Annotated in this window: 12 protein-coding genes and 2 pseudogenes; 8 read left to right on the forward strand and 6 right to left on the reverse strand. The window is 60.6% G+C overall.

The window, feature by feature from the left end:
• Positions 1-55: 55 nt before the first annotated feature.
• Positions 56-703, forward strand: a complete 648-nt coding sequence (gene msrA / locus ACVWXD_RS22360; protein ID WP_032890360.1) for a peptide-methionine (S)-S-oxide reductase MsrA — start codon at positions 56-58, stop codon at positions 701-703.
• Between the two features lie 125 nt (positions 704-828).
• Here msrA and ACVWXD_RS22365 read toward each other — a convergent pair whose 3' ends face one another.
• Positions 829-1665, reverse strand: coding sequence for a 23S rRNA (adenine(2030)-N(6))-methyltransferase RlmJ (locus ACVWXD_RS22365; RefSeq protein WP_016975658.1), 837 nt, complete (start codon positions 1663-1665; stop codon positions 829-831).
• 174 nt (positions 1666-1839) lie between these two features.
• On the opposite strand from ACVWXD_RS22365, the gene ACVWXD_RS22370 reads away from it, so the two are divergent.
• Positions 1840-3117 carry an O-acetylhomoserine aminocarboxypropyltransferase/cysteine synthase family protein gene (locus ACVWXD_RS22370; RefSeq protein ID WP_181643766.1) on the forward strand — a complete coding sequence of 426 codons (1278 nt, stop codon included), beginning with the start codon at positions 1840-1842 and terminating at the stop codon, positions 3115-3117.
• On the opposite strand, the gene ACVWXD_RS22375 is transcribed toward ACVWXD_RS22370, so the two are convergent.
• The 3 genes from ACVWXD_RS22375 to putP form a co-directional block, all read right to left on the reverse strand.
• A complete protein-coding gene (locus ACVWXD_RS22375; RefSeq protein WP_095186102.1) occupies positions 3103-3828 on the reverse strand; it encodes a DUF4123 domain-containing protein in 726 nt (241 codons plus the stop codon). The genes ACVWXD_RS22370 and ACVWXD_RS22375 overlap by 15 nt on opposite strands.
• Before the next feature lie 15 nt (positions 3829-3843).
• The gene (locus tag ACVWXD_RS22380; protein ID WP_457371333.1) at positions 3844-5859 is read right to left on the reverse strand and encodes a type VI secretion system Vgr family protein; all 2016 of its coding nucleotides are present in this window, start codon (positions 5857-5859) and stop codon (positions 3844-3846) included.
• 169 nt (positions 5860-6028) lie between these two features.
• On the reverse strand, positions 6029-7513 hold the full coding sequence (gene putP / locus ACVWXD_RS22385; RefSeq protein ID WP_032890351.1) for a sodium/proline symporter PutP: 1485 nt from the start codon (positions 7511-7513) through the stop codon (positions 6029-6031).
• A gap of 461 nt (positions 7514-7974) precedes the next feature.
• On the opposite strand from putP, the gene putA reads away from it, so the two are divergent.
• Together putA and ACVWXD_RS22395 are read left to right on the forward strand one after the other, a co-directional pair.
• Positions 7975-11928 (forward strand): trifunctional transcriptional regulator/proline dehydrogenase/L-glutamate gamma-semialdehyde dehydrogenase, encoded by a 3954-nt coding sequence (gene putA, locus ACVWXD_RS22390; protein ID WP_032890349.1) that lies wholly within the window; start codon positions 7975-7977, stop codon positions 11926-11928.
• Positions 11929-12156: 228 nt separating this feature from the next.
• Positions 12157-13959, forward strand: a complete 1803-nt coding sequence (locus ACVWXD_RS22395; protein ID WP_181643769.1) for an acyl-CoA dehydrogenase — start codon at positions 12157-12159, stop codon at positions 13957-13959.
• Here ACVWXD_RS22395 and ACVWXD_RS22400 read toward each other — a convergent pair.
• Both ACVWXD_RS22400 and ACVWXD_RS22405 read right to left on the reverse strand, forming a co-directional pair.
• Complete coding sequence (locus ACVWXD_RS22400) at positions 13956-14246, reverse strand: cell division protein ZapA (RefSeq protein WP_032890345.1); 291 nt, start codon at positions 14244-14246, stop codon at positions 13956-13958. The genes ACVWXD_RS22395 and ACVWXD_RS22400 overlap by 4 nt on opposite strands.
• Positions 14243-14473, reverse strand: a complete 231-nt coding sequence (locus ACVWXD_RS22405; protein ID WP_032890343.1) for a hypothetical protein — start codon at positions 14471-14473, stop codon at positions 14243-14245. Before ACVWXD_RS22405 ends, ACVWXD_RS22400 begins: the two co-directional genes overlap by 4 nt.
• A 344-nt stretch (positions 14474-14817) precedes the next feature.
• On the opposite strand from ACVWXD_RS22405, the pseudogene ACVWXD_RS22410 reads away from it, so the two are divergent.
• From ACVWXD_RS22410 to mscK, 4 genes and pseudogenes are all read left to right on the forward strand, one after another.
• Positions 14818-15474 (forward strand): annotated as a pseudogene (locus tag ACVWXD_RS22410) (MCP four helix bundle domain-containing protein); the annotation flags it as partial.
• A gap of 303 nt (positions 15475-15777) precedes the next feature.
• Positions 15778-16377 (forward strand): annotated as a pseudogene (locus ACVWXD_RS22415) (methyl-accepting chemotaxis protein); the annotation flags it as partial.
• A 234-nt stretch (positions 16378-16611) separates the two neighbouring features.
• Positions 16612-18354, forward strand: coding sequence for a potassium/proton antiporter (locus tag ACVWXD_RS22420; protein WP_032890339.1), 1743 nt, complete (start codon positions 16612-16614; stop codon positions 18352-18354).
• Positions 18355-18406: 52 nt separating this feature from the next.
• Entirely contained in the window at positions 18407-21790 is a 3384-nt protein-coding gene (gene mscK / locus ACVWXD_RS22425) for a mechanosensitive channel MscK (RefSeq protein WP_260367431.1), read from the forward strand.
• The last annotated feature ends 21 nt before the right edge of the window (positions 21791-21811 follow it).

The raw sequence follows: 21811 nt of genomic DNA on the forward strand, positions 1-21811 counted from the left end.
GGCACACTGGCTGTCTGAATTCTTACCTTACTCAATCTGACTGAGAGGACTGATCATGGTCTTGCGCTCGGAAATTCTGGTGAACAAAAACGTGTTGCCTACTCAAGAACAAGCGTTGCCTGGTCGTGAAACCCCGATGAATCTGCCGGAGACGCACTTCGTCAACGGCAACCCACTGCTCGGCCCGTTCGTCGATGACGTGGGTTTTGCCATCTTCGGCCTGGGCTGCTTTTGGGGTGCGGAGCGCAGGTTCTGGCAGCGCGAGGGCGTGGTCAGCACCGTGGTCGGCTACGCGGGCGGCTACACGCCGAACCCGACTTACGAAGAAGTTTGCTCCGGCCTGACCGGTCACAGTGAAGTGGTGCTGGTGGTTTATGACCAGGCCAAAGTGAAATACGAAGACCTGTTGAAGATGTTCTGGGAATTGCACAACCCAACTCAGGGCATGCGCCAGGGCAACGATATCGGCAGCCAGTACCGTTCGGTGGTCTATGCGACCACGCCTGAGCAATTGGCGGCGGCGAAGGCCAGTGCCGAGACTTATCAGCAAGAGCTGACCAAATCCGGCCTGGGTGCTATCACCACGGAAATCGAAGAAGCCCCAACGGTGTACTTCGCCGAGGCGTATCACCAGCAATACTTGGCGAAGAACCCGCAGGGCTACTGTGGGATCGGCGGGACCGGCGTGACCTGCCCGATCTAAAGCCGACGTAGATCAAAATGTGGGAGGGGGCTTGCCCCCGATAGCTGAATGTCAGTCAGTACATCTGTAGCTGACCCACCGCTATCGGAGGCAAGCCCCCTCCCACACTTGATCAGCGCCGAGGATTATTCGGCGATAAGCCAATCCATCTGCCACCCACCCTGGGTCTGGCCAAGCTTCTTGGACAGCCACGGCAGCAGTTCACGCAATTCCTCTTCCAGACCCCAAGGCGGGTTGGCAATCGCCAGGCCCGAGCCCGTCAAGGTGTTGGGCGTGTCCAGCGGATGCACCAGCAATTCCACACGCAGCAACTTCGGCGCACCGGTGCCGGCCAGGTCCTGGTAGAAGCGACGCAGCATGCGTTGATCCTTCACCGGGTACCAGATCGCCGCGACGGTTTGGCGCATGCGGCTGACGGCTTCCTTGAGGGAGGCGGCGCAGCGTTGCATCTCGTCGAGCTTTTCAAACGGCGGGTCGATCAGCATCAGCGCGCGTTTTTCCGGCACAGGCAGCAAGGCACGCGGCACATGCCAGCCTTCGCCCAAGTGCACTTTGACGCGGCGATCACCCTTCATATTGTCTTTGAGCAGCACGCCGTCCTCCGGGTGCTTTTCATTGAGCAACACGCGGTCCTGTGGGCGCGTGAGACGCCGCGCCAGTTCCGGCGAGCCAGGGTAGTAGCGTAACTGACCGTCAGGATTCATCTCGTGCAGCACGCGCATGTAATCGGCAGTCAGCGGCGGCAGGTCGCTTTCGCCCCATAGGCGCGCGATGCCTTCCAGATACTCACCCGTGCGATTGGCCTGGTCGCCTTGCAGGTCGTACAGACCAATCCCTGCGTGGGTGTCGAGGTAGGCGAACGGCTGCTCCTTGCGCGACATCAGGGCGATGAGGCGGGTCAAGGTCAGGTGTTTGAAGACATCGGCGTGGTTGCCGGCGTGAAAGGCGTGACGATAATTCATGGTTGCTCCTGCGCAGGGGGCGAAGTTTACCTTCTACGGGCGCAAAGGTGCAGGGCTGCATGCCAGGCGGTGCTTATGTCGTAAAAGCAGGACGGGGACTGAAAAAAATCTAAATGCTGGCGCCAAGGCGGATTTATTGTGGCCATCCACCATCCAGGGAGGTCAATAACAATCATGAAAGACGCCACCATCGCACTGCACCACGCCTTCAAGTCGGACCCGACCACCAAGGCCGTGGCCGTGCCGATCTACCAGAACGTCGCTTTCGAATTCGATAACGCCCAGCACGGTGCCGACCTGTTCAACCTCGACGTGCCCGGCAATATCTACACGCGCATCATGAACCCCACCAATGATGTGTTGGAGCAACGCATCGCCGCCCTCGAAGGCGGTATTGCGGCACTGGCCGTGTCGGCCGGCAGCGCGGCCATTCACTATGCGATCCAGACCCTCACTCGCGCCGGCGACAATATCGTCACCACGCCACAGCTCTACGGCGGCACCTACACCCTGTTCGCCCACTTGCTGCCCAGCTTTGGCGTCGACGTACGCTTCGCCCGCGACGACAGCGCCGCGGCCATTGCCGAACTGATCGACGACAACACCAAGCTGGTGTATTGCGAAAGCATCGGCAACCCGGCGGGCAATATCATCGACATCGAAGCCCTGGCAGAGGTCGCCCATGCCCGCGGCGTGCCGCTGATGGTGGATAACACCGTGGCCACACCGATCCTGTGCAAGCCGATCCAGTTCGGCGCCGACATTGTGGTGCACTCGCTGACCAAATACATCGGCGGCCATGGCAACTCCCTGGGCGGTGCGATCGTCGACAGCGGCACCTTCCCCTGGACCCAATACCCGGAAAAATTCCCCGGCCTCAACCAGCCCGAGCCGGCTTACCACGGCGTGGTCTACACCGAAAGGTTCGGCCCCGCCGCCTTCATCGCCCGCGCGCGCACCGTCCCGTTGCGTAACACCGGCGCAGCACTGGCGCCCATGAACGCCTTCCTGCTGCTCCAGGGCCTGGAAACCCTGGCCCTGCGCATGGAGCGCCATACGGAAAATGCCCTCAAGGTCGCGCAATTCCTCCAAGGCCATGCCGATGTGGAATGGGTCAGCTATGCGGGGCTGCCGGATCACCCCCATCACGCATTGGCGCAGAAATACCTGCAAGGCAAACCCTCGGCGATCCTTTCATTCGGCCTGAAGGGCGGGTACGCGGCAGGTGTGCGCTTCTACGACGCCCTGCAAATCTTCAAACGCTTGGTGAATATCGGCGACGCCAAGTCCCTGGCCTGCCACCCCGCGTCCACCACCCATCGACAAATGAACGAACAGGAACAGGCCAAGGCCGGCGTGAAGCCGGAGATGATTCGCCTGTCGGTAGGCATCGAGGCGATTGAAGATTTGATCGAGGACCTGCAACAGGCGCTGGGCTCAACTCAACTCTAAGGCCAGATATTCGGCCAACGCCCCATGGGTGACATCCGGCCGACGAGCGAAATAAGCGACCTTGTGCTGCAAGGTCGCCAACGTGAAGGCGGTGTACAGGTCGGGCCGCTGCTCTTGCAGCCACTGCAAGAGGTTGTCGATCAAGGTTTGCGGTGCTTGCTCTGCCAGGTGTGCCAAGAGCGATGCGGGGACTCGCCACCAAGGGCTGGTGTTGGCCTCGGTCGCAGGCCCCGTCGCGACCGTCAGCGGCTGGCCGTTGATCAAGTAGCGCTGGAACACCGGCAATACTTTTGCCGCCTCATCGCCTAGCCCCTGCAACATCGGCAGACACTGGGTGCCATCCCAGAATCGCAAAAACACTTCCTGGCCATCCGGCAGATAGACCTTGGTCAAACTTTGGAGGTGCGCGATGACGACGTCTAACGGACTGGAAGATACCGCCAGCCACCCCCAATCCATTGTTTCAGTGGTTGCAGCCCATTCAAGAAAGGCGCTGTCAGGTTCGACGATGCCCAAGTAAGGCATGACCTCCTCCCATTCGGCGTAAGCCGTGCCTGTCCAAATTGATTGGGGCAGCGATGCGGCTGAGGTGGCTCGCCAGGCAGCAAGCGGATTGGCGTCGCTGGCAGCGCCCAACACCACGAAGAGCTGCTCATTGGGAAGCAGAGGGAATTGTGTAAGCCAAGCGCTGGGGATCAACCGTTCAGACATGGGGATAACTTCCTTTTAAGGCTGAGCTGAATGAGCGATATCGCACTGCCCTCTCTTGCAGCGCTCACACTCTTCGCAAAAGGGAGCGCTACGCTTGAGGCTAGCCACCTGCACCAGGCTCAGGGGCGCGGGGATAACCGCCAACAGCTTCTCCTTCACTCCAGGCATCAACGGCGCTGCCACAGGAGCAGGACCACTTCCCAACTGAATCGGCACACTGCTGAAAATACCGCCCGCAGACAACGTGATCGACTGCCCTCCCGCCTGGATCGTCACGATGGCCCCCGCATCAATAACAACGCTTTGGCCTGCACCGATCTGAATGGTCAGCCCAGCCTTTACCTGCTGCGAGCCGCCGATCACCAGGTGATCATCCTGCTTGAGTTCGGTGAGCCGATTGCCGTGAGTGATGCGCAGCTCTTCGCCTTGAAGCTCATGGTGCGACTCGCCCGCCACCCTGATACGACGTTGATTGTCGACCTCCACCCGCTGGTCATGCAGCACGTGCTGGGTCCAGTCTCGCTGGGCGCGCAGGTAAATTTCCTCGGAGCCCTTGCGGTCTTCGATGCGCAGTTCGTTGTAGCCACCTCCACCGGGGCTGCTCCGACTGCGCAAGATGCTGCGGGTTTTGTCGGCCGGCAGGTCGAGGGGCAGCGATGTCGCAGCGTTGGGCAGGCAACCCACCACCAGCGGCATGTCCATATCACCATTGACGAACCCCACCAGCACTTCCATACCCACTCGCGGAATAAGCACCGCACCATAGCGGTCATGGGCCCAACCGCTGGCGACACGCAGCCAGCAGCTGGAATGATCGTTGTGCTCCCCGGCTCGATCCCAGGCCAGTTGCACCTTGACCCGCCCGTATTCATCGCAGTGGATTTCACTGTCGGCGGGGCCAGTCACCACTGCGTTTTGATAACCCGCCAATGTCGGCCGCGGTTGCTCGGGCAAAGGCGGTCGGAAAATCACGTCCCACGGCGCAGCAACAAACTCGTTGCGATAACCCTGACGAAAATCGCCACCGGCGACCTCTGTCACCGCCTCCTCCAACACCTGGGGTTGCTTGCCTTCGTGAGTGACGTGAGTCACCAACCACAAGTCATTCCATGGATCACGCGGGTGACCGGTCAACGTAAGGAAATGGCCGCTGACCAATGCCGGCTCATCACCGCTGCCGCGGGCAATTCGATAGTCGCTACGGTGGCGCTCCAACCCCCGTTGCGCGAGGTACTTGCCATGGGACCGGTCGCAAAAGTGGCCGGGATAGCCCTGCGCCTCAAGACGTGGCAGCTGTTCGCTGGCCACGTCACTCTCCAGCACCAGGCTAGGTTTACGGAAATCGTAGTCACGCAGGTTGACCGCCGTGGTGCGGGTTTCCAGTTGCACGGCAAAGCGCTTGATCGCGGGTGTATCCGCCACCATCCCTGAGCCTGGCATGTAGGGCGTTGGCTGATTGGGTTGGGCGAATACTGTTTGATCATCGCCAAATACCAGCAAGTGTCGTTCAGGCGAGTGCTGGAAGTGATAGTGAATGCCCTCCTCGGCACACAGCCGCTGAATGAACGCCAAGTCGCTTTCAGCAAACTGCACGCAATACTCGCGCTCGGGGTAGACACCGCTCAGGTGAAATTCGAATTGATCGGCAGGGACCCCCTGCTCTACCAGCACCTGCGCAACAATCTGCGGCACTGTTTGATGCTGGAAAATACGCTGGTGACTGCTGTGGGCCAGGTAGGCCAATTGCGGCACGAGCTTGATCTGATAACGCGTCAGGCGCCGCCCGGAGTCGCCCTGCGCCACCCGATAGACCAGGCCGTGGACGCCATGGCCGAGCTCATCGAAACGCAGATAAACCTGGCGATGCAGCAAACTTTCCAGGTCGAGGTCAGGCTGCTCACTGACCAGTTCAAGGTCAAAAAAATACGGCTGGCTGATGGCTTCCGCACCGTGAAACTCAAAGACGTTGAGTTCACTGGGCTCCCCGTCGAGGGTCAGGGTAAAAGCACTTTGATTGGCAGGAGCGAACATCCGGTGTTTCTCTGCGAGGAGTAGGCGGTGGATTCTGCACCACTGTTTTGCACGGCAGAGCGCACGCCCGATAAATCAGCAACTCCCTACACACACGCGCAAAAAAAGGCCCGCCATCCGTAGGACGCGGGCCTTTTTTCAATTCGTAGAGCGCTTAACGCCCGGCGAATTACTTGTTGAGGTTGTAGTCTTTTTCCGCCGCATCAAAGCGCTCGACCATACCGGCGGTCGGGGCGCCCATCTTGCTCACGAAGAAGATCGCGAGGCTGGCGAAGATGAAGCCTGGGATGATTTCGTACAGGCCCAGCAGTTCGAAGTGCTTCCACACGATCACGGTGATCGCGCCGACCAGGATGCCGGCCAGTGCGCCGTTGCGGGTCATGTTTTTCCAGATCACCGAGATCAGTACCACAGGACCAAACGCCGCGCCGAAACCGGCCCAGGCGTAGCTGACCAGGCCAAGGACGCGGTTGTTTGGATTGGCAGCCATGGCGATGGCGATCAGCGCCACCAGCAGCACCATCAGACGGCCGACCCAGACCAGTTCAACCTGGGAGGCGGTCTTGCGCAGGAAGGTTTTGTAGAAGTCTTCGGTCAGGGCGCTGGAGCACACCAGCAGTTGGCAGCTCAGGGTACTCATCACGGCCGCGAGGATGGCCGACAGCAGTACGCCCGCGATCCATGGGTTGAACAGCAGCTTGGCCAGTTCGATGAACACACGTTCGTGGTTCTCGTTGACCGGGCCAGCCACTTCCGGGTGCGCCGAGAAGTAAGCGATACCGAAGAAGCCCACGGCCACAGTGCCGCCCAGGCACAGGATCATCCAGGTCATGGAGATACGGCGTGCGTTGGCAATCGACTTCACCGAATCCGCCGCCATGAAACGCGCGAGGATGTGCGGCTGGCCGAAGTAGCCCAGGCCCCAGCCCATCAACGAAATGATGCCGATGAAGGTGGTGTTTTTCAGCATGTTGAAGTTGTCAGGGTTCTTCGCTTCGATCGCCAGGAAGGTCGTATCGACACCACCGGTGGCCAGCAGCACGATGATCGGCGTGAGGATCAGCGCGAAGATCATCAGCGTGGCTTGTACGGTGTCAGTCCAGCTCACTGCCAGGAAACCACCGACGAAGGTGTAGGCAATTGTCGCCGCAGCGCCGGCCCACAGCGCGGTCTCGTAGGACATGCCGAAGGTGCTTTCGAACAGACGGGCACCGGCCACAATGCCGGAGGCGCAGTAGATGGTGAAGAACACCAGGATGACCACGGCGGAGATGATCCGCAGCAGGCCGCTTTTATCTTCGAAACGGCTGGAGAAGTAATCCGGCAGCGTCAGGGCGTCGCCGTTGTGTTCGGTCTGTACCCGCAGGCGACCGGCCACGAACAGCCAGTTGAGGTAGGCACCGACGATCAGGCCAATGGCGATCCAGCTTTCCGACAGACCGGACATGTAGATTGCGCCCGGCAGGCCCATCAACAACCAGCCGCTCATATCGGAAGCACCGGCGGACAACGCTGTCACCACGCTACCGAGGCTGCGACCGCCAAGGATGTAATCGGAAAGGTTGTTGGTGGAGCGATAGGCCATGAAGCCGATCAGCACCATTGCTGCGATGTAGATCACGAATGTGATCAGAGTTGGATTACTTACGCTCATTTGAGTGACGCCCTGGCTTTGTTTTTATGTAGCGGCGGTCTGTCAGACGGCCACCCACTGGTCAGTGGGTAAACGTAGCTGCATGCCGCGCATTTATGACTGACGTTTCCCCAGGAAAGCCGTCAGCCGATGAACCCCGGTTTACGGATGGTTGCACCTTGGCCGCGAATGCTATTCAACAAAGCAAATAAGGTGCAACCAGTTTCTGGGGAATAAGTTGCACCTGAGTACAAAATCCGCAAAACACCCTGTTTTTGCTCCCTTTCGGAGCAAGAACAGCCGATCTAAGAAGTAAAAGCACCAAGACAAAGCGCATTCTGCTGGCGTCAAAATTAATTCGGATGAAGCGTCGAAAATTTCATGGATAAAAAGGGTTGCACCCGGTTGCACCTCTGCATGCGCAAAGCTAATCTTGCCGCCAGCTAATGCCACTCGGTAGTGGCACCCATGAGGATAAGAAAATGGCGACGACCACCCTTGGGGTCAAACTTGACGACCCGACCCGCGAACGCCTGAAGGCAGCCGCGACCTCCATTGATCGCACGCCGCACTGGCTGATCAAGCAGGCGATTTTCAATTACCTGGAGAAACTGGAGGGTGGTGCAACCCTGACCGAACTCAACGGTTTGAGCAGCAAGGATGCCGATGACGCGGGTGAGGTCCAGGCCGACCATGCGCACCAGTGCTTCCTTGAATTCGCCGAGAGCATCCTGCCGCAGTCCGTACTGCGCGCGTCCATCACTGCCGCTTACCGTCGCCCAGAGCCGGAAGTGGTGCCGATGCTGATCGAGCAGGCGCGTCTGCCGGCTCCAATGGCTGAAGCCACCAACAAGCTCGCCGCCTCGATTGCCGAAAAACTGCGCAATCAGAAAAGTGCTGGCGGTCGTGCCGGCATTGTTCAGGGCCTGCTGCAGGAATTTTCCCTGTCATCCCAGGAAGGCGTGGCCCTGATGTGCCTGGCCGAGGCGCTGCTGCGCATCCCGGACAAGGGCACCCGTGACGCGCTGATCCGCGACAAGATCAGCACCGGCAACTGGCATCCGCACCTGGGCAACAGCCCGTCGCTGTTCGTCAACGCTGCCACCTGGGGTCTGCTGCTGACCGGTAAACTGGTCGCCACCCATAATGAGGCCGGCTTGACCTCGTCCCTGAGCCGCATCATCGGCAAAAGCGGCGAGCCGATGATCCGCAAGGGCGTCGACATGGCCATGCGCCTGATGGGCGAGCAGTTCGTCACCGGCGAAACCATCGCCGAAGCCTTGGCCAACGCCAGCAAGTTCGAAGCCAAAGGTTTCCGCTATTCCTACGATATGCTCGGTGAAGCCGCACTCACCGAACACGATGCCCAGAAATACCTGGCGTCGTACGAACAAGCCATTCATTCCATCGGCAAAGCGTCTCACGGCCGTGGGATTTATGAAGGCCCGGGCATTTCCATCAAGCTGTCGGCACTTCACCCGCGTTACAGCCGTGCGCAGTACGAGCGCGTGATGGACGAGCTGTACCCGCGCCTGCTGTCCCTGACCTTGCTGGCCAAGCAATACGACATCGGCCTGAACATCGACGCCGAAGAGGCCGACCGCCTGGAGCTGTCCCTCGACCTGCTGGAGCGCCTGTGCTTCGAGCCGCAACTGACCGGCTGGAACGGCATCGGTTTCGTGATCCAGGCCTACCAGAAGCGTTGCCCCTATGTAATCGACTACGTCATCGACCTGGCGCGCCGCAGCCGCCATCGCCTGATGATCCGCCTGGTAAAAGGCGCGTACTGGGACAGCGAGATCAAACGCGCCCAAGTCGAAGGCCTGGAAGGCTACCCTGTGTATACCCGCAAGGTGTACACCGACGTTTCCTACATTGCCTGTGCACGCAAGCTGCTGTCGGTGCCGGAAGTCATCTACCCGCAGTTCGCCACGCACAACGCCCACACCCTGTCCGCCATTTACCATATCGCCGGTCAGAACTATTACCCCGGCCAGTACGAGTTCCAATGCCTGCACGGCATGGGTGAGCCGCTGTACGAGCAGGTCGTAGGCAAGGTTTCCGACGGCAAACTGAACCGTCCGTGCCGCGTGTACGCACCGGTCGGCACCCACGAAACGTTACTGGCTTACCTGGTGCGTCGCCTGCTGGAAAACGGCGCCAACACCTCGTTCGTTAACCGCATCGCCGACCAGTCCATCTCCATTCAGGAGCTGGTGGCTGATCCAGTGGCCAGCATCGAGCAAATGGCCACGCAGGAAGGCGGCTTCGGCTTGCCGCACCCGCGTATTCCATTGCCGCGCGACCTGTACGGCAGCGACCGCGCCAACTCGGCCGGTATCGACTTGGCCAACGAACACCGCCTGGCGTCGCTGTCCTGCGCCTTGCTGGCAACCGCACACAACAACTGGAAAGCCGCGCCGATGCTGGGTTGCGCCACCAGTGATCAACCGGCTGCGCCAGTACTGAACCCGTCTGACCTGCGTGATGTGGTTGGTCAGGTTCAAGAAGCTACCGTCGAAGACGTCGACAACGCGATTCAATGCGCCATCAACGCTGGCCCGATCTGGCAGGCCACCCCGCCCGCCGAGCGTGCCGCGATTCTGGAGCGTGCCGCCGACCTGATGGAAGGCGAGATCCAACCGCTGATGGGACTGCTGGCTCGCGAAGCCGGCAAAACCTTCGCGAACGCCATCGCCGAAGTGCGTGAAGCCGTGGACTTCCTGCGTTACTACGCCGTACAGGCCCGTAACGACTTCACCAATGATGCACACCGTCCGCTGGGCCCAGTGGTCTGCATCAGCCCTTGGAACTTCCCGCTGGCGATTTTCAGTGGTCAAGTCGCAGCCGCATTGGCCGCCGGCAACCCGGTATTGGCCAAACCTGCCGAGCAAACCCCGCTGGTGGCTGCACAAGCCGTGCGCATCCTGCTGGAAGCCGGTATTCCGGAAGGCGTGCTGCAACTGCTGCCGGGCCAGGGCGAAAGCGTGGGTGCCCGCCTGGTCGGTGATGATCGCGTCAAAGGCGTGATGTTCACCGGTTCCACCGAAGTCGCGCGCCTGCTGCAACGCAATGTCGCCGGCCGCCTGGATGCCCAGGGCCGTCCGATCCCGCTGATCGCCGAAACCGGTGGCCAGAACGCGATGATCGTGGATTCTTCGGCACTGACCGAACAAGTGGTCATCGACGTGGTGTCCTCGGCCTTCGACAGCGCCGGCCAGCGTTGCTCGGCCCTGCGGGTACTGTGCCTGCAGGAAGATTCGGCAGACCGCGTCATCGAAATGCTTAAGGGCGCCATGGCTGAATGCCGCCTTGGCAACCCGGAGCGCCTGTCGGTAGACATCGGCCCGGTGATCGACGCCGAAGCCAAGGCCGGCATCGAGAAACACATCCAGGCCATGCGCGACAAAGGCCGCAATGTGTACCAGGTGGCAATTGCCGACGGTGAAGAAATCAAGCGCGGCACCTTCGTGATGCCAACCCTGATCGAACTGGAAAGCTTTGACGAACTGCAACGCGAGATCTTCGGCCCGGTACTGCACGTGGTGCGCTACAAGCGCAAAGAGATCGACCAGCTCATCGGCCAGATCAACGCCTCCGGCTACGGCCTGACCCTGGGCGTGCACACCCGTATCGACGAGACCATCGCCAAGGTGATCGACAACGTCAATGCCGGTAACGTCTACGTGAACCGTAACATCGTGGGTGCCGTGGTCGGCGTGCAACCGTTCGGCGGCGAAGGCTTGTCGGGCACAGGCCCGAAAGCCGGTGGTCCGCTGTACCTGTACCGCTTGCTGTCGACCCGTCCTACCGATGCGATCGAGCAATCCTTCGTACGTGGCGACACGTTGACTGCACCGGATGTACGTCTGCGCGACGCCATGAGCCAACCGCTGACCGCCCTGAAAACCTGGGCCGACAGCAATTCGTTCAGCGAGCTGAGTGCTCTGTGCAGCCAGTTCGCCGCGCAATCCCAAAGCGGGATCACCCGTCAGTTGGCGGGTCCGACCGGCGAGCGCAACAGCTACGCCATCCTGCCCCGCGAGCACGTACTGTGCCTGGCGGAAGTGGAAGGCGATCTGTTGACTCAACTGGCGGCGGTATTGGCCGTCGGCGGTTCGGCGGTATGGCCGGAAACTGACCTGACCAAGGCCGTGTTCCTACGCTTGCCGAAGGAAATTCAAGCGAAGATCAAGCGCGTGGCGGATTGGACCAAGGACGAGGTGGTGTTTGACGCCGTCCTGCATCACGGTGATTCAGACCAACTGCGTGCGGTGTGCCAGCAAGTGGCGCAGCGCGGTGGGGCGATTGTCGGGGTGCATGGCTTGTCTCAGGGCGAAACATCCATTGCCTTGGAGCGCCTGGTGATCGAACGGGCGTTGAGCGTTAACACCGCTGCAGCGGGCGGTAACGCCAGCCTGATGACCATCGGCTAACTGACGAAACGCGGTAAACATGTGGGAAGGGGCTTGCCCCCGATTGTGGTGGATCAGTCAACTTATCTCTGGCTGACCCACCACTATCGGGGGCAAGCCCCCTCCCACATTTGATCGCACTTCAAATGATCATCTGTGTTTTGCCACTCCATCACTTAGATCAATCTTGCTGTTCACCCTTAATTCGCGCACTTAGACTCAGGCCAATTCCTCCAAAGGTAAGCCGCCATGTCCGAGATGCTGCTCAGTTCCCGCAATCTGGCTTTCGAGCTGTACGAAGTCCTCGATGCCGAGGGCCTGACCCAGCGCGAGCGGTTTGCCGAGCACAATCGCGAAACCTTCGATGCGGCCATCAGCACCGCGCGCTCCATCGCCGAAAAATATTTCGCGCCGCATAACCGCAAAAACGACGAGAACGAACCGCGCTACGAAGACGGCAAGGCGATCCTGATTCCGGAAGTCAAACCGGCCGTGGATGCGTTCCTGGAAGCCGGCTTCCTCAATGCCGCCCGCAGTTTCGAAGCCGGTGGCATGCAGTTGCCGACCTTGCTGTCCCAGGCCTGCTTTGCGCACTTCCAGTCCGCCAACGCGGCATCCACTTCCTACCCGTTCCTAACCATGGGCGCGGCCAACCTGATCGAAAGCTTCGGCACCGAGGAGCAAAAACAGCGCTTCCTGCAACCGATGATCGACGGGCGTTTCTTCGGCACCATGGCCCTGACAGAACCCCACGCGGGCTCATCGCTGTCGGATATTCGTACCCGCGCCGAACCTGCGGCTGACGGCAGCTATCGACTCAAGGGCAACAAGATCTTTATCTCCGGAGGCGACCACCCGCTGTCGGAAAACATCGTGCATATGGTGCTGGCCAAGCTGCCGGATGCACCGGCCGGGGTGAAGGGCATTTCGCTGTTCATCGTGCCCAAATTCCTGGTTAACGATGACGGCAGTCTCGGTGCACGCAACGACGTGCTGTTGGCCGGGCTGTTTCACAAGATGGGCTGGCGCGGCACCACGTCGACCGCGCTTAACTTCGGCGATAACGGCAACTGCGTCGGCTATTTGGTGGGTAAACCACACCAGGGCTTGAGCTGCATGTTTCAGATGATGAACGAGGCACGCATCGGCGTCGGCATGGGCGCGGTCATGCTCGGTTACGCCGGCTACCTGTATTCCCTGGAATACGCCCGCGAACGCCCGCAAGGTCGTCTGCCCGACAGCAAAGACCCAAGCACCGCGCCGGTCTCGATCATCCAGCACGCGGATATCAAGCGCATGCTGCTGACCCAAAAAGCTTACGTAGAAGGCGCGTTCGACCTGGGCCTGTACGCCGCGCGCCTGTTCGATGACACCACGACGCTGGAAACCGAGAGCGAACGCAAACAGGCCCACGAACTGCTGGACCTGCTCACGCCCATCGTTAAATCCTGGCCGTCGGAGTTTTGCCTCAAGGCCAACGAACTGGCGATCCAGATCCTCGGCGGCCACGGCTACACCCGTGAATACCCGGTGGAGCAGTACTACCGCGACAACCGCCTGAACCCGATCCATGAAGGCACCCATGGCATCCAGTCTCTGGATTTGCTGGGCCGCAAGCTGGCACAGAACGGCGGCGCGGGGCTCAAGCAACTGATCCGCCTGATCGCCGAAACCGGTGCCCGCGCCCAGGAATACTCATCACTCACCGCCTTGAGAGAACCTCTGGAACAACTGGTTGCGCGCCTGCAACACGTCACCCTGGGCCTGCTGACGGATCTCGCCCACGGCAAGGTCAACAGCAGCCTGGCGAACTCGGCGCTGTACCTGAAGGTATTCGGGCATACGGTAATTGGCTGGCGCTGGCTGGAACAGGCGATTCGCGCCGAAGAAGGGCTGGCCAAGGGCAATGCGGCGGATGCTGCCTTCTATAAAGGCAAGCTCCAGGCCGCCCGTTACTTCCTGACCTGGGAAGTACCGGGCTGCCATCATGAACTGGCGATTCTGGAGGCGCGGGATGATACGTGCCTGGGGATGCAGGATGCGTGGTTCTAAGGCTGGATCGCCTTGGAAATCACCTCGACCGTGGCGCTGACTTGCTCTTGGTAACGGTCGAGTTCCTGCTGATGAGCCTGCTGCAGTTCAATCTGCTCGGCGCACAGGTTCAGCGCCGCCAGCACCAGTAATTTGTCACCGATCAGGGTCGGGTACTTTTTCTTGGTGGTGGCCAGGGAGGCCTTGAGCATGGTCACGGCGTGCATCAGGGTCTTGTCTTCCCCGGCTGGCGCCTTGATCGAGTAATCCTCTCCGAGAATCGAAACGACCTTTATCCCTTCATTCATGCGCCGACAGGCCCTGCGCTCACACGCTCAACCAACGCCTGGATACGGGCAGCGGTGGCGCCGTGTTTTTCTTCCTGCTCCATCAAGCTCAGTTGCAGGCTGTCGTTCTCATCCTTGGCGTTGGCCAGTTCGGCCTTGAGGGATTCGTTGCTGCTCAGCAGGTCTTGATTCTGCTGTACGAGGTCGTTGACCAGTTGTTCCAATTGGCTGAGGGATGCTTCTAACATTTTGATTTCTCGGGCTTTTTCAAAGGGCGGTGACGATAAAGAAAATTCACCTCGGATGCCAGGGTTATCCCCGGCGCGCAGCCCGATTTTTAGGGGCCGGGCCGCACTTTCGAGCCTTAGTGACTGCATTTACCCGATCTGGTTCCTGAATCGGCCAAACCCCTCGTCAGATGCGACAAAAACGCACACGCCCCTTTAGACTTTAGTCGTACGACCGATAGAGATGCACACCCCGTCTCACCCCTCGCACGGATCGCGCTTCTCCCCAGGATTCCCGCATGTCGCTTCGTAATATGAATATCGCTCCGAGGGCCTTCCTCGGTTTTGCGTTGATTGGTGCACTCATGCTGTTTCTCGGTGTATTCGCCCTCAACCAGATGAGCAAAATCCGTGCTGCCACCGAAGACATCACCTTGTCCAGCGTGCCAAGCATTCGTGCCCTTGATGAATTCACCCAACTGACCTTGCGCCTGCGAGTGCTGTCGTACCGCTTGCTGACCAACCGCGAGCCGGACGTGCAGCAAAAGACCCTGGAAGCCTTCGAACTGCGTAACCAGCAGATCCGCACAGCCCAGGGCATTTACGAAAAACTGATTGAAGGCAGCGAAGAGCGCGCCACCTACAACGAGTACGTGCGCTTGCTTGGCCAGTACCATCAAATTGAAGAACGCATGAAGAGCCTGTCACGGGCCAACCAGGTGGACGAGCTGCGCAGCCTGCTCAACACCGAATTGCTGAGCAACTCCGAGCAGGTCAACGCCGTGCTGACGCGCCTGCTGGACCTCAATAACAAGATGGCCCTGGCCACAAATCAGGAGGCCGAAGACCAATACAACTTGGCGTTCAATCTGGTCGTGGGCCTGCTGGTGATCGCCACGGCGCTGACGATGTTGTTCGCCTGGCTGCTGACCCGCAGCATCACCCTGCCGATTTCCCAAGCGCTCGAAGCGGCGGAAGAAGTCGCCGAAGGCAACCTGACCCGGCCGATCAAGGTCGACGGCAACGACGAAGCCGGACGCTTGCTGGCCGCCATGGCCAAGATGCAAGACAAGCTGCGCGACACCCTGCAACGCATCGCCGGCTCCGCCACCCAACTGGCCTCCGCCGCCGAGGAGCTGAATGCCGTCACCGACGAAAGCGCCCGTGGCCTGACCCAGCAGAACAACGAGATCGAGCAAGCCGCCACCGCCGTCAACGAGATGACCAGCGCCGTCGAAGAAGTCGCGCGCAATGCGGTGAGCACCTCCGAGGCCTCGCGCAACGCCACCACCTCAGCCGGTGACGGCCGTGACCTGGTGCAGGAAACTGTCAGCGCCATCGAGCGCATGAGCGGCGATGTACAAGCCACCGCCACCCTGATTGGCGACCTGGCCAATGAGTCGCGTGATATTGGCAAAGTGCTGGACGTGATTCGCGGCCTGGCTGACCAGACCAATCTGCTGGCCCTGAACGCGGCGATTGAAGCCGCGCGTGCCGGCGAAGCCGGGCGTGGTTTCGCGGTGGTCGCCGATGAAGTACGGGCGTTGGCCCATCGCACCCAGCAGTCCACCAGCGAGATCGAGCGGATGATCGGCAGTATCCAGGCCGGCACCGAGCACGCGGTGGATTCGATGCGCAACAGCACCGAACGCGCTGAGTCGACGCTGAACATCGCCAAAGGCGCAGGGATGTCGCTGGACACCATCAACACGGCGATTGTCGAGATCAACGAGCGCAACCTGGTGATCGCCAGCGCGGCGGAAGAGCAGGCGCAGGTGGCGCGGGAAGTGGACCGTAACCTGGTGAACATTCGTGACCTGTCGGTGCAGTCGGCGACCGGCGCCAGCCAGACCAGTGCGGCCAGCAGTGAGCTGTCGCGCCTGGCGGTGGATTTGAATGGGATGGTCGGCCGCTTTCGCCTCTAACTGCCTGCACTGGCTTGAAATGTGGGAGGGGGCTTGCCCCCCGATAGCGGTGGGTCAGTTACAGATAAGCTGACTGACATACCGCCATCGGGGGCAAGCCCCCTCCCACATTCAGATCTGCGCCCGGCGTTAAAAGCTTTTTGACAGCACAGCAATTCAACAGGTTAGAATCCCTGGCACGCAGACTGCATGGTCAGTTTGCGTCCCGTCTTATTTGCTCATGGAGTACTGCCTTTGAATGCGACGACCATCAACAGCCTGTTCTTGATCGGCGCGTTGCTGGTGAGTGCGAGCATTCTGGTGAGTTCTCTTTCGTCGCGCCTGGGCATCCCGATCCTGGTGATCATCCTGGCCGTGGGCATGGTCGCCGGCGTCGATGGCGGCGGCATCATTTTCGATAACTACCCAACCGCCTACCTGGTGGGCAACCTCGCACTGGCCGTAATCCTGCTTGACGGCGGGTTGCGCACGCGGGTGGCGAGTTTCCGAGTGGCGCTATGGCCAGCACTGTCCCTGGCCACGGTGGGGGTGTTGATTACCACCGGCCTCACCGGCATGGCGGCGGCCTGGCTGTTTGACCTCAATATTATTCAAGGCCTGCTGATCGGTGCGATTGTCGGCTCAACCGACGCCGCAGCCGTATTCTCGCTGCTCGGCGGCAAGGGCCTGAACGAACGGGTCACCGCCACTCTGGAAATCGAATCCGGCAGCAACGACCCAATGGCGGTGTTCCTCACCGTCACCCTGATTGACATGCTCGCCAGCGGTCAGACTGGCCTGCACTGGAGCCTGCTGACTCATCTGGTACGCGAATTTGGCATCGGCGGCATCGTCGGCCTGGGCGGCGGTTGGCTGATGCTGCAGATGGTCAACCGTATCAATTTGGCGACCGGCCTTTATCCGATCCTGGTGATCGCCGGCGGCCTGTTCGTCTTCGCCCTGACCAACGCCTTGCACGGCAGCGGCTTCCTTGCCGTGTACCTGTGCGGCCTGGTAATCGGCAACCGCCCGGTGCGCAGTCGGCATGGCATTTTGCACATGCTCGACGGCATGGCCTGGCTCGCACAAATCGGCATGTTCCTGGTGCTTGGCCTGCTGGTCACGCCCCATGATTTGCTGCCAATCGCTCTGCCGGCCCTGGGCCTGGCGCTGTGGATGATCCTGTTTGCGCGTCCCCTGTCGGTGATCGTCGGCCTGCTGCCGTTCAAAGCGTTCCACGGTCGCGAAAAAGGCTTTATCGCCTGGGTCGGTCTGCGCGGCGCAGTCCCGATCATTCTCGCGGTATTCCCGCTGATGGCCGGACTGCCCCACGCACAGCTGTACTTCAACCTGGCGTTCTTTATCGTGCTGGTCTCGCTGCTGGTGCAGGGCACGAGCCTTCCGTGGGTGGCCAAGTTGCTGAAAGTGACCGTACCGCCGGACCCCGCTCCGATCTCTCGCGCCGCCCTGGAAGTACACGTCACCAGCGAGTGGGAGCTTTTCGTCTACCGCCTGGGCGCCGAAAAATGGTGCATCGGGGCAGCGCTGCGCGAACTGAAAATGCCTGAAGGCACGCGGATTGCTGCGCTGTTCCGGGGCCAGCAACTGCTCCATCCGTCGGGTAGTACGGTGCTGGAAGTCGACGATCTGCTCTGTGTGATCGGCCATGAACACAACCTGCCAGCCCTCGGCAAACTGTTCAGCCAGGCACCACAACGCGGCCTCGATCTGCGCTTCTTCGGCGACTTCGTGCTGGAAGGCGACGCCCAACTGGGCGCGGTTTCGGCCCTTTACGGCCTGAAGCTGGAAGGTATCGACCCGGACATGCCACTGAGCAGCTTCATCAACCAGAAAGTCGGCGGCGCCCCTATCGTCGGCGACCAGGTGGAGTGGAACAACACCATCTGGACCGTCGCGGTCATGGACGGGAACAAGATCGGCAAAGTGGGCGTCAGATTCCCCGAAGGAAGTCGCCCGGGCCCCGGACTCTTCCTCTAAACTGCGGAGCGACAGCACGCTCCCGATTCTTCACCTTGCAAGACCGGTCTCTATGCCAACCCTGCGCACTTTTCTCGCCACTGCCCTGCTGGGCCTGACCCTTTGTGTCGGCAGCGTCTACGCCGTCGAGCCGCCCAGCGCCGACGCCATTCAGCAAACCCTGGACAAGCTGCCTGATCGCAAACTGCCCGACGCCGACATGAAGGCGCTGCAGTCGATCCTGCAACAGACCCTGACCTACCTGGGCAACCAGCAGGATTATGAGCAGCGCCTCACTGACCTCAAGCGCCAGCTGGAAGACGCGCCGCGCCAGACCAGCGAAAACCAGCGCGAGCTGACCCGGCTCAAGGCCACCAAAATCATCCCGGTGGCCCAACGCTATGCCACGCTGCCCGTGCCACAGCTTGAGCAATTGCTGGTGCAACGCACCACCCAGCAAGGCGACCTGCAAAAAGACCTGGCCGAAGCCAACAGCCTGACCATCGCTGCCCAAACACGCCCCGAACGCGCGCAGACCGAAATCAGCAGCAGCCAGACGCGCATCCAGCAGATCAACGCGACCCTCAAGGCCGGTAAAGACAATGGCAAAGCCCTCAGCGGCGACCAGCGCAACCAACTGAATGCCGAACTCGCTGCGCTCAATGCCCTGATCCCCCTGCGCCGCCAGGAACTGGCCGGCAACAGCCAACTGCAAGACCTGGGCAACAGCCAGCACGACCTCGTGGTGGAAAAGACCGCGCGCCTGGAACAAGAAATCCAGGACCTGCAAACCCTGATCAACCAGAAACGCCTGGCCCAGTCCCAACAGACCGTCACCCAGCAGTCCATCGAAGCGCAAAAGGCCGGTGGCAGCAGCCTGTTGGCCACCGAAAGCGCGGCCAACCTGAAGCTGTCCGACTACCTGCTCAAAAGCACCGACCGCCTCAACGACCTGACCCAGAAGAACCTGCAGACCAAGCAGCAACTGGACACCGTGACCCAGAGCGACTCGGCCCTGGACGAGCAGATCAACGTGCTCAAGGGCAGCCTGCTGCTGTCGAAGATTCTGTATAAGCAAAAACAAGCGCTGCCACGCCTGACGGTGGACCGCGACCTGGCGGACGACATCGCCAACATTCGCCTGTACCAGTTTGAGGTCAACCAACAGCGTGAGCTGATCAGTTCCCCCAGCACCTATGTGGACAATCTGCTGGCCAACCAGCCACCGGATGACATCACCCCGCAACTGCGCCGAACCCTGCTGGAGCTTGCGATTACCCGCAGCGACCTGCTGGAGCGCCTGAGTCGTGAGTTGAGCGCGCTGCTCAATGAGTCCATCACCCTGCAACTGAACCAGAAACAACTGCTCAGCACCGCCACCACCCTGCGCGCGACGCTGGATGAACAGATGTTCTGGATCCCCAGTAACAAGCCGCTGGACACCGAGTGGCTGGAAACCGTGCCGGCGCACTTGAGCAAGCAAGTCACCACCCTGCCCTGGGCCTCCAGCGTCAGTGAGTTGTACGACGGCCTGACCCAGCGCCCGCTGCTGTTCCTGCCGTTGCTGCTGTTGATCGGCGCACTGCTGTGGCGACGCAAGGCCCTGTACCAACGCCTGAACAAGGTCCATCTGGACATCGGGCACTTCAAGCGCGACAGCCAGTGGCACACGCCGCAAGCCATCTTGATCAATATCCTGCTGGCCATGCCCGTATCGTTGGGACTGGCGCTGTGCGGCTACGCGCTGCAGATCGACGCCCGTGGGCAAAACGCCAATTTGGGTTCAGCCCTGCTGCAACTGGCCCAGGCGTGGCTGGTGTTCTACACCGCCTACCGCATCCTGGCGCCGGGCGGCGTGGCGGAACTGCACTTCCGCTGGGAAAAACCCCAGGTCGAATTCCTCCAGGGTTGGGTGCGCAAACTCGGGCTGGTGGTATTGGCTCTGGTGGCCGTGGTGGCGATTGCCGAGCATCAACCGGCGGCACTGGCCGACGACGTGCTGGGCATCGCCGTGGTCCTGACCTGCTACGCCCTGATGGCCTGGCTGCTCGGGCGCCTGCTGCTGCACAGCCCGACCCACGAAAAAGCCTCGCTGTTCCGCAAATCCGTGGGCCTGGTATTCACCGCGCTGCCGATCGCCCTGTTTATTGCCGTGTGCTTTGGCTACTACTACACCGCCCTCAAGCTCAGCGACCGACTGATCAACACCTTGTACCTGTTGATGTTTTGGCTGGTCATCGAAGCCACCTTCGTCCGCGGCCTAGGCGTTGCCGCCCGGCGCCTGGCTTATTCCCGCGCCTTGGCCAAACGCCAGGCCGCCAAGGAAGCAGGTGACGGCGAAGCGGTAATCGAAGAGCCGACCCTGGACATCGAGCAGGTCAACGAACAGTCCATGCGCCTGATTCGCCTGGCCCTGCTGGGCGGCTTTATCGCCGCGTTGTACTGGGTGTGGTCGGACCTGATCTCGGTGTTTTCGTACCTGGATAACGTCACGCTGTACGAATACACCAGCGGCACCGGTGCCAATATCAGCATGGTGCCCATCAGCATCGGCGACTTGCTCGGCGCGCTGATCATCATCGGTATCACCTTCGCCCTGGCGCGCAACCTGCCCGGTCTGCTGGAGGTGTTGGTGCTGTCAAAACTGGATCTGGCCCAGGGCAGCGCCTACGCCACCACCACGCTGCTGTCCTATGTGATTGCCGGCGTCGGCTTCGTGTCCACCCTGTCTACCCTCGGCGTGAGCTGGGACAAGCTGCAGTGGCTGGTCGCCGCGCTGTCGGTGGGCTTGGGCTTCGGCATGCAGGAGATCTTCGCCAACTTTATCTCCGGCATCATGATCCTGTTCGAACGCCCGGTGCGTATCGGCGACACCATCACCATCGGCAACCTGTCGGGCACGGTGAGCAAGATTCGCATCCGCGCCACCACCATCACCGACTTCGACCGCAAGGACATCATTGTCCCGAACAAGACGTTCATTACCGGGCAACTGATTAACTGGTCGCTGACCGACACCATCACCCGCGTCACTCTGAAACTGGGCGTGGACTACGGCTCCGATCTGGACCTGGTGAAGGAATTGCTGCTCAAGGCCGCGAGGGAAAATCCACGGGTGCTGAAGGAACCGGAACCTCACGTGTACTTCCTCAACTTCGGCGAAAGCACCCTCGACCACGAGCTGCGTATGCACGTGCGCGACCTGGGTGACCGCAACCCGGTACTCGACGAGGTCAACCGCTACATCAACCGTGAGTTCAAGAAGCAGCACATCAACATCTCGTTCCGGCAGATGGAGGTGTACCTCAAGAACATGCATGGCCAGGAGTACAAACTGGTGCCGGTCGAGGATGATCGCAAGACCATCGCCGGGCCCGCCACCGAACAGGACGCCCCCGAGCCGCCGCCCGGCAAAGTCGACGATGCGCCGGAACCGCCGCCCAGCAAACTCGACTAAAGCGTCTATCCCCAGCAGAAT

The sequence above is a fragment of the Pseudomonas sp. TE3911 genome (assembly GCF_054062775.1).